This is a genomic window from Bacillus sp. JKS001846, assembly GCF_900176455.1.
In the GTDB taxonomy this organism is placed as follows: domain Bacteria; phylum Bacillota; class Bacilli; order Bacillales; family Bacillaceae_G; genus Bacillus_A; species Bacillus_A cereus.
The window spans coordinates 1,441,995-1,455,380 of sequence record NZ_FWYG01000001.1 but is presented as its reverse complement, the minus strand read 5'-3'; the positions used below and the strand labels follow the sequence as shown (position 1 = coordinate 1,455,380).

The window sequence follows — 13,386 nt, the reverse complement described above, 5'->3', positions numbered from 1 at the left end:
TAAGATAAATTTACCATATAGAAAAGAAAAGTGTCAATTGTATTTTTCTTATTTAAAAGAAGAAAGTTAATAAAAGAAATTTAGTTATCTCCACTATATGTAAATATAATATATCTTGAGATTCTCTAGATTACTACGTTACAATGATTTTATACATACATAAAGGAAGTGAATCTATGTCCATATTTACCCAATTCGTAAAAAGCATATACTCGCCTAAAGATATGGCGCTATTCCGTTTTCAAAAAATCGGTAAAACCATTTTGTATATTATGCTACTTTGCTTAATTACTACTATTCCAAGAACTTTTTTGTACGGTAGTTTTATCCAAGATGGTGTAAGCATGGTAAATCAAGTCATCGATAAAGATTTACCTGATTTTAAAATTGAAAATGGCGAACTAAAAGCCGATATTGATCAACCTATTGAAAAAGAAGAAGGAAATGCACTTTTCGTATTTGATCCAAATTCAACAGACCTAGAAAAATATCAAAATAAAACAGGTTTATTTGTTTTAAAAGATAAAGTAGTCTCTATGGGAAATGGTCAAATACAAACGTATTCTTATAACGATTTGTTAGGTGCATCTCTTGAGAAAAAAGATCTACAAGAATTTATTTCTTTATTCGATAATATTTATCCAATTTTATTATTTGTTATTGGATTCTTAGTGTACCTATTCCAATTATTCATCACTTTTGTAGGTGTGACTTTACTTGCGTTCATCGGTTCTGCTATGAGCGGTCAACGTAAACTATCCTATAAACAAGTTTGGACACTAACTGCATACAGCTACACAATCCCAACAATCTTCTTTATGATTATGGATGCATGTAAGATTGTCGTACCTGGATCAACATTCATCTATATCGCAGTTGTTTTAATTGTTCTGTACTTAACGATTAAAGAAGTTCCAAAACCGAAAGAAAAATAAGAACGAAAAAAAATGCCTAAATAGGCATTTTTTTTTTGGACAAGCATATATTCCTAGCAAAGGAGTGAAGAATATGAAGAGATTAGGTATATTCCTATTCGTGCTTGTTCTCGGTTATATATTTTATTACGATATAAAAATCGGTACTTTACCGATGTTAAGTTCATATAAAAAAACAACTGCTGCTCAAACGATTAAAAAAGAAAACACAGACAGTCAGCAGAATAAAGAGAACAAAACAGAAAAAGAAACGGATGTATCTTATAAAACAATTGAAGTAAAAACTGGTGAGACAGTTCTTTCTATTACAGAACAAATTAACAAGAAAAAAATTCCTTCCATAGAAAAAGTCATTGACGACTTTAAACAATTAAACAAAAGTACATCTGCTACAAAAATACAAATTGGAAAGTCTTATAAATTCCCCTTATATCAATAAGCTATCACTTAATCCTTGTCAATTACATAAAGGCGCTGATACAATAGTAAAAGTGAAACCGAGTACTTCGGTTTCTATAGCCCTATATCACGTATACTATCATTGATATGAGGGACTAAATAAGAAACTTCTTTTATAAGGAGAGCGATCTATTCGTGAATGAAATGACTCATCGTACAAAAACACGTCCAGTTAAAGTCGGTAATTTAACAATCGGCGGTAATAATGAATTAATTATACAAAGTATGACAACAACAAAAACACATGATGTTGAAGCAACAGTTGCTGAAATTAAGCGTTTAGAAGAAGCCGGCTGTCAAGTCGTCCGCGTTGCCGTTCCAGATGAACGCGCAGCAGATGCTATTGCTGATATAAAAAAACAAATCAACATTCCACTTGTTGCTGATATTCATTTTGATTATCGCCTTGCTTTAAAAGCAATTGAAGGCGGCATTGATAAAGTACGTATCAATCCAGGTAACATTGGTCGTCGCCATAAAGTAGAAGCTGTTGTAAATGCAGCAAAAGAGCGCGGTATTCCAATCCGTATTGGTGTAAACGCTGGTTCATTAGAGCGTCATATTTTAGAAAAGTACGGGTACCCAACTGCAGATGGTATGGTTGAGAGCGCGCTACATCATATTAAAATTTTAGAGGACCTAGATTTCCACGATATTATCGTATCTATGAAAGCCTCTGATGTTAACTTAGCAATTGAAGCATACGAGAAAGCTGCTCGTGCTTTTGATTATCCATTACATTTAGGTATTACAGAATCTGGAACATTGTTTGCCGGAACTGTAAAAAGTGCTGCTGGTCTTGGAGCAATCTTAAATAAAGGCATCGGAAATACACTACGTATTTCATTAAGTGCTGATCCAGTTGAAGAAGTAAAAGTTGCTCGTGAACTATTAAAATCATTCGGTCTTGCGTCTAACGCAGCAACACTTATCTCTTGTCCAACTTGTGGTCGTATTGAAATTGATTTAATTAGCATCGCTAACGAAGTGGAAGAATACATCTCTACACTTCAAGTACCAATTAAAGTTGCAGTACTTGGTTGCGCTGTAAATGGCCCTGGTGAAGCTCGTGAAGCTGATATCGGTATTGCCGGTGCACGTGGAGAGGGATTATTATTCCGTAAAGGGCAAGTCGTTCGTAAAGTACCAGAAGAAACAATGGTAGAAGAACTGAAAAAAGAAATCGACGTAATTGCTGCTGAAATGGCTGCTGAACGAGAAAAAGAAAAAGAGACACAAGAACAATAAAAAGAAGGTTGCCACAACATTTGTGAGCAACCTTCTTTTCTACGTAAAAAAGCTCGTCGGTTATATAACCGACGAGCTTTTACTTTGCACATTTTGGACAACGACCATATATTTCAAACTTATGCCCCGTTACTTCATAACCGGTAAAATCTTTATTCATAAAATCCATTGGACAGGAAGTAATCTCTTTCGTTCCCCCACAATCCAAACAAATAAAATGATGATGATGTTCCATAATAGAACAAGTAAAACGAAAATGTTTTTCACCATTTAATTCCGTTTGTTCTAAAACACCAATCTCAGCAAAAACTGTTAAGTTACGATAAATCGTATCAAAACTAAGCCCTGGATAATCGTCCTTCATATGCTCTAAAACGTCTTTCGCAGTTAAATAACGATTATGTGCTGCAAATAATCTGAGCATCTCTTCTCTTTTTCCAGTATGTTTGTATCCTTTTTCTTTCATTAGGCGTAAAGCTTCTGTTAGATTCATACCTATCCCTACTTTATGCAGTTTTTTTCTTCTTCCATAAAATCGCACCGATTAAAATAAGAACTGCTATCATAACAATTGTACCACCTGGCGCTAGATCAAGTTGATACGAAGCAAACATTCCACCAATTACTGCAATTTCACCAAATAAAATGGAAAAGAAAATTGTTTGTTTAAATCCTTTAGCAATACGAATACTTGCTGCAACTGGTAACGTCATTAATGATGATACAAGAAGAACCCCCACTACACGCATTGATACTGCAATGACAAGAGCAACTAATATAATGAAAATAAAGTGAATCCATTTCGCTCTTAAACCAGTTGATACTGCGTATTCCTCATCAAATGATAATAGAAACAGCTCTTTATATAATAAAATAATTGTCGCAACAACAACAATTGCTACAATCCCAATAATAATTAAATCTGTACTTGTTACAGCACTGACACTACCAAATAAATAACTAAATAAGTCTGTGTTAAATCCATTTGCAAGTGAAATGAAAATAACTCCAACCCCCATCCCTGCCGAAAGGATAATTGGAATTGCTAATTCTTGATAGTGCTTATATACAGTTCGTAACTTTTCGATTAGTAGCGCTCCACCAATCGAGAAAATCATCCCCATATATAAGGGGTTTAAAAACCCACCTGTAAAAATGGTTTTTTCAAGTAATAAACTTGCTGCAATACCCGATAACGTCACGTGACTTAATGCATCCGCAATAAGAGATAAACGACGAATAACAACAAACACACCAATTAACGGTGCAACAAGTCCAATTAAAATACCTGCGTATAAAGAATTACGTAAAAAGTCATATTGTAAAAAATCTTGTATCATTATATCCTCCCGTGATGCTCATGTTCGTGTTCTAAACGATGAACATGATGTCCATATAAGACGGACATTTCTGCATCTTCTAACTCTCGGAACTTCTCTACATTCCCATGGAAATGTAGATGTTGGTTTAGGCATGCAACATGTGTTACTTTTTCAGTAACAGCTCCCATATCATGAGTAACAAGAATTAATGTGATCCCGAGCCTTTTGTTTAAATCCTCTAATATTTCGTAAAAACTTTCCACATTTTTCACATCGATTCCAACAGTAGGCTCGTCCAAAATAAGCAATTCAGGATCACTAACGAGCGCACGAGCAATAAATACACGCTGTTGCTGTCCACCAGAAAGCTCTCCAATGTTACGACCTTGAAACTCACTCATCCCTACATCAGCAATTGCTTTTTCTACCTTTTTCTTATCCTCTTTTGTGAAAAAGCGAAAAAGCCCTTTTTTCGAAACAAGTCCCATTGACACAACTTCAGAAACAGTTGCTGGAAAACCAGAATTGAAACTATTTGCCTTTTGGGATACATAACCAACTTTGTTCCATTCCTTAAACTTCTTACTATCAACGCCAAACACGCGAATGCTTCCTTCTTTTGGCTTTAAAACACCTAATAAACACTTAAGTAAAGTTGATTTACCTGAACCATTCGGTCCCACTAAACCTAAAAAAGCTCCCTTCGGAACTTGCAAATTAATATTTTCTAACACATTCCGATCTTCGTATCGGAATGTTAAACCTTCAATTTCTAATATATTATTCATAGCATCTCACCTATTTTAATTCAGAATGATTCCGATTTATATCTATTTGAATTATAGTACAGCTTATTATAGTTGTAAACCAATCTGCCTAAAATATATCTATTTTTTCAAGAAACCTTACTATTATAACAAAAAGCAGAGAAAAATTCTCTGCTTTCGAAAAATATTCCTATAAACTTTTTAGTGAATAGCCGATTTAAACTTACCACCATTTGTCTCTTGCGTGCTCATAATCGTAACAAACGCATTTTCATCAATTTCATGCACAATTGATTTTAACTTCGTCACTTCTAGACGCGTTACAACTGCATAAATAACTTCTTTTTCTTTATCCGTGTAACCACCTTTCGCTACAAGCTTTGTAGTTCCACGGCCAAGACGATGCAAAATCGCGTTTGATACTTCCTCATATTGATCAGATACAATTAAAACCGCCTTCGTTTCATCTAGCCCTTGAATTACTGTATCGATCGTTTTAAATGCGATATAGTACGTCATAACAGAATACATCGCTTGTTCCACACCAAACACAAATGCTGCCCATGCAAAAATAAATAAGTTCACAAACATTACGAATTCACCAACAGAGAACGGTAATTTCTTCGTTAATAAAATCCCCATAATTTCAGTTCCATCTAGCGATCCACCATGACGAATTACAAGTCCTACACCAAGACCTAAAATAAGACCACCAAACACTGTCGCTAAAATAGGTTCTGTTGTAAATGGTGGTACCGCATGTAACGTTGACTCAATGAAAGCTAATGCTACAATACCAAATGTCGAAGATAACATAAATGTTTTTCCAATTTGCTTATAACCGGAATACATAAATGGGATATTGAGAACAACGACTAAAGTAGAAAAACTTAACCACCAAATGTTAGGAGTAAGATAATCTAATATAAGAGAAATACCAATAATTCCACCATCAATAATTTTATTTGGCATTAAAAATAGTTCAATTGCTACCGCCGCGCATGCTGCTCCAAAAATAATCATAACTAAACGATAAATGAGATGAATAACACTTTCTTTTCGATGTTGCTTTTGCTCCATAAGTCCTCCCTTTACTCTTTTTCTGTAGTTTTGTCCTTATATTATAACATACGCTTCTTTTCCTCATGAAAAAAGAAACTCCATACGAATATGTACAAGCTATATGCTCATATATTTCGATAGAAGAACGCGTGAAGGAGGATAATAAGATGAACCTCATTAAACAAATTGTTAATAAAAAATTAAATCATATTTCTACAAAAGAGTTATTAAAATATAGCAAAGAATATGAAGTTCCCATTACAGCCGCACAAGCTGATCAAATCGTTTTACTTATGAAGGGTAAAAATATTAATATTTACGATAACAACGAGCGACTAGAGCTCTTAAAACAAATCGCAAAAGTAACTTCCCCTGCCACTGCCCAACAAGTAAATACATTATTTCAGCAACTACTAAAATAAGGAGGGGATTTCCCCCTCCTTATTGCGCTTTAATTTTTTCAAGAAGCCCTTCATCAAAAGTGCCGTTTTTCAGCATTTCGATTTCCAATTTGTATGGTGGCTTCTTATCTTTTTTATCTTCCCCTACATACGGTGTTTCAAGAATTTTTGGTACATGCATTAACTGTGGATGATGTACAATGTGATGCAATGCTTTATACCCAATGTGACCAAATCCAATGTTTTCATGACGGTCTTTTCCTGCTCCGCGTACATTTTTACTATCATTAATATGAAGTACTTGTAAACGATCTATACCAACGATCTTATCAAATTCGTTTAATACGCCGTCAAAGTCATTTACAATATCATATCCTGCATCGTGCGTATGACACGTATCAAAGCATACAGATAGCTTTTCATTATATTTTACACCATCAATAATTTTTGCAATTTCTTCAAAGCTACGACCGCATTCTGTTCCTTTTCCTGCCATCGTCTCTAACGCAATGTTAACCGTCTGTTCTGGCGTTAATACTTCATTAAGCCCTTTAATAATTTGTTGAATACCAGCATCTGCTCCAGCACCAACGTGCGCTCCTGGGTGAAGAACAATTTGTTTCGCTACACCTAATGCCGATGTTCTTTCAATTTCCATGCGAAGAAAGTCTACGCCTAATTGGAATGTTTCTGGCTTCGTCGTATTCCCAACATTAATAATATACGGCGCATGGACGATAATTTCCTCAATTCCGTTCAGCTCCATATGTTTTCTTCCTGCTTCTATGTTCAATTCTTCAATTGGTTTTCTTCGTGTATTTTGCGGTGCACCTGTATAAATCATAAACGTTGTTGCACCGTATGAAACAGCCTCTTCACTTGCTGCTAATAACATTTTCTTACCACTCATGGAAACATGAGATCCAATCTTTAACATACAATCACCTCTTCAATATACAATAGATATAATGATAGCATAATTTGTAGAAATATGTAGTGAATTGTTTGTTCACAAAAGATGCACTACACAAATTTATATGACTATTTATACAGACTATACTTTTCATTTAAATTAGCTGGATTAAGTGAAACTTTAATCAATACTTTTCTATCCATATTGATTACATCTCCCACAAATAGCGGGATAAAAAAAAGATAAGGGAAACCCCTTATCTTTTTTTATTGCCATATTTTTTCTTCACTTTGTCACGTTCTGTTGCAAGTTTACGTTTATAGTTTGGTTTTACTTTTTTCGGTTTTTTAATAACTTTCGTTGCCATAACATCAAGTTCGTCATTTGGTTTTTTACGGCTCTTACGACGACGACGCTCACCTAAATCGGCCCACTCATCTCCGCGTAAATCTACATGCTTGAACTCAATATGACGTTGTTTTTCTAAACTATCTAACGCTTCTTCGTTTGCTGGATCATATATCGTCACTGCAATACCAGAATGCCCCGCACGTGCTGTTCTTCCAACGCGGTGAACGAAGAAATCTAAATCTGATGGTAGCTCATAGTTAATAACATGGCTAATCCCTTCAATATCAATACCACGTGCTGCTAAATCAGTCGCAACAATATATTGGAATTCAAGGTCACGAATTTGTTTCATCATTTTTTTACGATCACGTGGTGATAAATCCCCGTGAATTCGTCCAACTTTTAAGCCACGTTCCATTAATCCATCAGCAACTTGGTCTGCCATCTTTTTCGTATTCGTGAAAACAACTGCTAAATACGGTTTAAATTGAAGTAGCATTTTATGCACTAAATCAATTTTATTACGATGTTTAGAAGGCACTAAATAGTGTTCAATGTTTCCAGCTGCAACTTGTTTTGGATTGATATGAATATGCTCTGGATTCTCCATATACTTCTTCAGAAACGGTTTTAGTTTTTGAGGAATTGTTGCAGAGAAAACTAACATTTGCAAGTTTTTAGGCATGCGTGCTGCAATTTTATCTACATCATGAATGAATCCCATATCAAGCATTAAGTCTGCTTCATCGACAATAATCGTATTTGCTTTATGAACAAATAATGCTTGCTCTTCTACTAAATCTTTAATACGTCCTGGTGTTCCAACTACGATATGAGGTTGTTTTTTCAACTTTTCAATTGAGCGTTGTTTATCAGTTCCACCAATTAAACAACGTGCTGTAATCATTTGGTCTTCCGCACAAAACTTTGTTAATTTCACGATTTCTTCGTAAATTTGTTGTGCTAACTCACGAGTAGGCGCTGTAATAACAAGTTGTACTTCTTCACGACTTGCATTAATTCTGTTTAATGTAGGAAGTAAGTATGCATGTGTTTTCCCAGAACCTGTTTGGGATTGTCCAATTACACTTACACCTTTTTTCACGACCGGGAAAATTTTCTGCTGAATTCCTGTCGGCTCTGTAAAGCGTAGTTCACGAACTGCATCTATTAAAAATGGTTTAAAATCATACTGTGTAAAAGTTTGTTGTGTCATAAGTTACACCTTCTTTCTAAAATTTCTACTGCGCGCACAAATCAGTCAAGTCTACATTATATCGAAATCTACAAGTAAAATCCATCTTTAGTTTAGGTTTTCACTTCAAAAACTAACCTTCTTCCCTTTTATTGCATATTGTATGTGTATATACCTAACTGAAGAAAGGAGGATTTCTCACATGTTTCCGAAATCCCCTACAAGGCAAATGTATCCGAATCCAGGGCAACAACCTTATACACCATATCCAATTCCACAACTACCACCAATGGCACAAAAAAAGAAAGGTTTTCTTGCTAAGCTTTTTAAAAAACACGATCCAACCGAGCCTTTTATGCAAATGGTTCCACCTTACCGACAAATGGAAGGGCAACCGATGATGCATCAGCAACCACCACCGCCACAATATCAACAGCAATATCAGCAGCAATACCACCAACAATATCAGCAGCAACATCCACAATATCAACCATACATGCAGCAACACCCTGAGCAAATGATACCGCCTCAAATGTATGAATCAAATGAAACGCGCGGCGGCGCAACTACAGCTGCGGCAACAGCAAGCAGTGGCATCGGCAGTTTCTTTTCGAACTTAATTTCGAATCCCACTAATATGATAAACAACATCGAAAAAGTATCTCAAGTCGTTCAATCTGTAGGTCCTGTCGTCGAACAGTATGGTCCTATTATGCGTAGTCTACCAAGCATTGTTAAAATCCTCACCTCTGGAAAAAGTACGGAAGAAAATCAAACGGAAAATGTAACAGAGCCAGTTGAGGTAGAAAGTCCGCCTCCTGCACCTCAAAAAAAGAAACGAAAACGAAAGAAAATAGTGATTGAACCTGTAATAGAAAAAGAGTTACCGAAAGAACCAGTTCAACAAACAGCAACAAAACCAAAACTATATGTGTAACAATCCTTTGTTTTCTATCCACTCCTCCTTTATAATGTAAAAGACTATGCACAAAAGTATCCCTTGTTTAGAAGGAGAGGATTACTCATATGAAAATTGTTAAAATTTCCCCTCGTGGTTATTGCTACGGTGTTGTCGATGCAATGGTAATTGCACGTAATGCTGCATTAGATAAATCATTGCCGAGACCCATTTATATTTTAGGTATGATTGTTCACAATAAACATGTTACAGACGCTTTTGAAGAAGATGGAATCATCACATTAGACGGTCCAAGTCGCTTAGAAATTTTAGATAAAATTGATTCTGGTACTGTTATTTTCACAGCACACGGTGTTTCTCCAGAAGTTAAACAACGCGCAAAAGAAAAAGGTTTAACAACAATCGATGCCACTTGCCCAGATGTTACCAAGACGCATGACCTTATCGAAGCTAAGAAAGCGGAAGGGTATCATGTCATTTATATCGGTAAAAAAAATCATCCAGAGCCAGAAGGCGCAGTTGGTATTGCACCTGACATCGTTCACCTTATCGAAAGAGCCGATGATTTAAAAACATTAGAAATTCCAACAGATAAAATTTTAGTAACAAATCAAACAACGATGAGTCAATGGGATGTTCAACATTTAATGGAGGACATTCAAAAAAAATTCCCAACAGCAGAATTCCATAAAGAAATTTGTTTAGCTACTCAAGTTCGCCAAGAAGCTGTCGCTAAACAAGCTGATGTTGCAGACTTAACAATTGTTGTTGGTGATCCGAAAAGTAACAATTCAAATCGCTTAGCACAAGTATCACAAGAAATCGCGGGTACAAAAGCATATCGAGTTGCTGATGTAAGCGAAATTCAATTAGAGTGGCTACAAGGTGTAGAAAACGTAGCTGTTACAGCAGGTGCTTCTACTCCAACGCCAATTACGAAAGAAGTTATCGCTTTCTTAGAGCAATATGACCCAATGAATCCCGCTACATGGGAAAGAGTTCGAAAAGTACCGTTACAAAAAATATTACCTCGCGTGAAAGTGAAAAAAGAACAATAATAAAAACCGTTGCTTACATGAGCAACGGTTTTTATTTTTCTTATACAAATATAAATGGATCTGTATGTAACTGCGAAGCATGAATGTGTACATTGAGTTTCTTTGCATCCACTTTTTCTTGTAATTGCTTTTGCACACCTTGTTTCATTACTTTTTCAACATTATGTCCTGGGTCAACTATATTTAAACCGAGCATCATCGCATCATGAGCAACATGATAGTACATGTCACCAGTTACATATACATCTGCTCCTTTAAATTTCGCTTGGTTTATATATTTATTACCATCTCCACCAAGTACAGCTACTTTACGCACTTTATCATCTAACTTACCGACAACTCTTGCGCCCTTCACGTCTAATGATTGTTTCACATGTTCTGCAAATTGGCCAAGCGTCATTTCTTCTTGTAAGTATCCTATTTTTCCTAGGCCTAACGTTTCACCTTTATTATCAAGCGGATACACATCGTACGCTACTTCTTCATAAGGGTGCGCCGTTACCATTGCTTTAATCACTTTCCGCTGTAAGGAAGCTGGAATAATCGTTTCGATTCGCACTTCTTCTACACGTTCTAACTGTCCAGTTTCCCCGATATAAGGATTTGTCCCCTCTTGAGGTACAAATGTGCCTGTACCCTCGCTACTAAACGTACAGTGGCTATAATTGCCGATATGACCAGCACCTGCGTCTCCTAATGCTTTCCTTACTTCTTCTGCATGAGTGACTGGCACAAACACAACAACTTTTTTCATTTCTTCTGCATATGTCGGTGCCAAAACTTCTGTATTTTGCAATCCTAACGCCTCAGCAAGTAAATCGTTTACCCCGCCCTTAGCAACATCCACATTTGTATGCGCTGCATAGATTGCAATATCATTTTTAATACACTTTTCAATAATTTTCCCATACACCTTATCTGTATGAATCGCTTTTAACGGGTTAAAAATTAAAGGATGATGAGCAATAATGACATTTGCCCCTAATTGAATTGCTTCATCCACAACTTCTTCCGTTACATCTAGCGCAATCAATACGTGCTGCACGGGTTTATTAAGCGCTCCAATCTGCAGACCAATCTTATCTCCTTCCATCGCCAAATGCTTCGGATACATACTTTCAAATAAAGAAATAATTTCATGGCCATTTGGAATTTTACTCATGATAAAACCTCCCCTATCATTTTCATTTTCGCTTCTACTTCCCCACGCTTCGCTTTTGTTTCTTCAGAATCAGCCGCACGTTCTAACTGTTTTAAAATATTTTGGAAGTTTTTTAATTCTCCTTCCCATTTTTCTACGAAAGCTTCACTTTTTTCTGTTATTAAAAATGGTCCCATAAACAATTCAGCTTGTTTATTTTCAGAGTAAGGCGCTGCAACATTTCCGCGCTCCCCTACTAAAATTTCGTAAATTTTCCCATCTTCTTTTACGATTTTTTCATGGATAAGCTCCCAACCATTCTCAATAAACCATTCACGAATATGATGCGCTGCAATATTAGGCTGTAAAATTAAACGCGTTACACCTTCTAATTTTTCTTTACCACTTTCTAAAATGTCACGAATTAACGCTCCGCCCATTCCGGCAACCGTAATTACATCTACTTCTCCTGGTGCGATAACCGCTAATCCATTCCCTTTACGTACATCTACTTTATCTTGTAAACCACTTTCAGCTACAGTTGCTTGCGCAGAGCGAAATGGTCCATCTACAACCTCTCCTGCAACTGCTTTTGTAGCAATATTATTTATAATTGTATAACACGGTAAATACGCATGATCCGATCCAATATCAGCAACTGTAGATCCTACTGGTATTTCACGTACAACTTCTTCTAATCGTTTTGAAAGCTTTACTTCATTCATGTATTTCCATTACTCCTTCTCTTGTCAGTCTGTCTCCATGATAATGAATTTATAGTAGTTGTTGCAAGCCCATAACAACAATTCACCGCTCTATCATTCATCGTATTTTAGAAAATATAGAAAAACAAGCCCTTTGCATGAGCAAAAGGCTTGTCATACGGAACTTTATTTTTTCTTCGATAACCAATCAGCTACTTTAGCGGCTTGATCAGCTGGAACTATATTGGCAGGCATATTGCCTTTTCCTTTCGAAAGAATTTCTTTAATTTCATCCTTTGAAAGTTTCCCACCAATTTTTTGTAAGTTAGGTCCAACTGCCCCTTGTAACTGATCACCATGGCAGCTCGTACAGCTTTGCTTCACAATATCTTCTGGTTTTGATGCCGTTTGTGCTGGCTTCCCGCCATTTTTTGCATCAGCTAACTCTTTAGATTTATTTAGCCCCTGAAATGAAAATACAAACATAACGATAATACCCAATGCTGCAATAAGAGCGAACGGAATCAGCGGATTACGTTTCATATCTCTTCTCCCCCCTCTATACCCCTAAATAGTTAGATGATTCAGTCATTTATATTGTACTTGAAAACGCTCTATCAGAAAAGAGCAAACTACTACTTGTTAAAAATATTCCATAAATTCAGTTTATTGTTTTTTATTGTCATATCGCTTATTATTTCGATAATTATTAACGTTTCTCATCATATTTTTCGCTTTTCTACATATATTTTTGTATATAATAAACAAAATTAATCGAAAAATCGAAAAATGAGCATTTGCAAATCAAAAGACAATTCTGTAAAATAAATTACAAGAAATTGTAATCGTTGCCCATAGCTAAATTTTAACAAAAATTAACAAAATAAAAAAGTTTACTTCACAAAAGTGAA

The 13,386-nt window shown here is 35.7% G+C and carries 15 protein-coding genes; 6 read left to right on the top strand and 9 right to left on the bottom strand.

Annotated features, from left to right (window positions below; translation table 11 throughout):
* Positions 1-176: 176 nt before the first annotated feature.
* The 3 genes from yqgB (at position 177) to ispG (ending at position 2,642) form a co-directional block, all read left to right on the top strand.
* Entirely contained in the window at positions 177-935 is a 759-nt protein-coding gene (gene yqgB, locus B9A45_RS07940) for a protein YqgB (RefSeq protein ID WP_000021899.1), read from the top strand.
* Positions 936-1,008: 73 nt separating this feature from the next.
* Entirely contained in the window at positions 1,009-1,374 is a 366-nt protein-coding gene (gene yqfZ, locus B9A45_RS07935; protein WP_000825416.1) for a protein YqfZ, read from the top strand.
* Between the two features lie 164 nt (positions 1,375-1,538).
* Complete coding sequence (gene ispG, locus B9A45_RS07930) at positions 1,539-2,642, top strand: flavodoxin-dependent (E)-4-hydroxy-3-methylbut-2-enyl-diphosphate synthase (protein WP_153577907.1); 1,104 nt, start codon at positions 1,539-1,541, stop codon at positions 2,640-2,642.
* A 79-nt stretch (positions 2,643-2,721) separates the two neighbouring features.
* Here the strand turns inward: ispG and B9A45_RS07925 are convergent, their stop codons facing one another.
* From B9A45_RS07925 to B9A45_RS07910, 4 genes are all read right to left on the bottom strand, one after another.
* The gene (locus B9A45_RS07925; RefSeq protein WP_001054516.1) at positions 2,722-3,135 is read right to left on the bottom strand and encodes a Fur family transcriptional regulator; all 414 of its coding nucleotides are present in this window, start codon (positions 3,133-3,135) and stop codon (positions 2,722-2,724) included.
* Between the two features lie 13 nt (positions 3,136-3,148).
* Positions 3,149-3,982 carry a metal ABC transporter permease gene (locus B9A45_RS07920; protein ID WP_000613815.1) on the bottom strand — a complete coding sequence of 278 codons (834 nt, stop codon included), beginning with the start codon at positions 3,980-3,982 and terminating at the stop codon, positions 3,149-3,151.
* Entirely contained in the window at positions 3,982-4,752 is a 771-nt protein-coding gene (locus B9A45_RS07915; RefSeq protein ID WP_001059662.1) for a metal ABC transporter ATP-binding protein, read from the bottom strand. Before B9A45_RS07915 ends, B9A45_RS07920 begins: the two co-directional genes overlap by 1 nt.
* Positions 4,753-4,932: 180 nt before the next feature.
* Positions 4,933-5,811: a YitT family protein gene (locus B9A45_RS07910; RefSeq protein ID WP_000435963.1), complete on the bottom strand. Its 879-nt coding sequence runs from the start codon at positions 5,809-5,811 to the stop codon at positions 4,933-4,935.
* Between the two features lie 149 nt (positions 5,812-5,960).
* Here B9A45_RS07910 and B9A45_RS07905 point away from each other — a divergent pair, with 149 nt between their 5' ends.
* A complete protein-coding gene (locus tag B9A45_RS07905) occupies positions 5,961-6,215 on the top strand; it encodes a DUF2624 domain-containing protein (RefSeq protein WP_001048954.1) in 255 nt (84 codons plus the stop codon).
* A 19-nt stretch (positions 6,216-6,234) separates the two neighbouring features.
* On the opposite strand, the gene B9A45_RS07900 is transcribed toward B9A45_RS07905, so the two are convergent.
* The gene (locus B9A45_RS07900) at positions 6,235-7,131 is read right to left on the bottom strand and encodes a deoxyribonuclease IV (protein ID WP_000912460.1); all 897 of its coding nucleotides are present in this window, start codon (positions 7,129-7,131) and stop codon (positions 6,235-6,237) included.
* Between the two features lie 232 nt (positions 7,132-7,363).
* On the bottom strand, positions 7,364-8,674 hold the full coding sequence (locus B9A45_RS07895) for a DEAD/DEAH box helicase (RefSeq protein WP_000194015.1): 1,311 nt from the start codon (positions 8,672-8,674) through the stop codon (positions 7,364-7,366).
* Positions 8,675-8,855: 181 nt separating this feature from the next.
* Here B9A45_RS07895 and vrrA point away from each other — a divergent pair, with 181 nt between their 5' ends.
* A complete protein-coding gene (gene vrrA, locus B9A45_RS07890) occupies positions 8,856-9,590 on the top strand; it encodes a VrrA/YqfQ family protein (protein WP_000484170.1) in 735 nt (244 codons plus the stop codon).
* Between the two features lie 89 nt (positions 9,591-9,679).
* A complete protein-coding gene (locus B9A45_RS07885) occupies positions 9,680-10,630 on the top strand; it encodes a 4-hydroxy-3-methylbut-2-enyl diphosphate reductase (protein WP_000706659.1) in 951 nt (316 codons plus the stop codon).
* Positions 10,631-10,670: 40 nt separating this feature from the next.
* On the opposite strand, the gene B9A45_RS07880 is transcribed toward B9A45_RS07885, so the two are convergent.
* The 3 genes from B9A45_RS07880 to cccA form a co-directional block, all read right to left on the bottom strand.
* A complete protein-coding gene (locus B9A45_RS07880) occupies positions 10,671-11,792 on the bottom strand; it encodes a Nif3-like dinuclear metal center hexameric protein (protein WP_000036233.1) in 1,122 nt (373 codons plus the stop codon).
* Complete coding sequence (locus B9A45_RS07875) at positions 11,789-12,496, bottom strand: tRNA (adenine(22)-N(1))-methyltransferase (RefSeq protein WP_001006542.1); 708 nt, start codon at positions 12,494-12,496, stop codon at positions 11,789-11,791. The genes B9A45_RS07880 and B9A45_RS07875 overlap by 4 nt, the downstream gene beginning before the upstream one ends.
* A gap of 165 nt (positions 12,497-12,661) precedes the next feature.
* Positions 12,662-13,018, bottom strand: a complete 357-nt coding sequence (gene cccA / locus B9A45_RS07870) for a cytochrome c550 (RefSeq protein ID WP_000828141.1) — start codon at positions 13,016-13,018, stop codon at positions 12,662-12,664.
* Positions 13,019-13,386 lie beyond the last annotated feature (368 nt).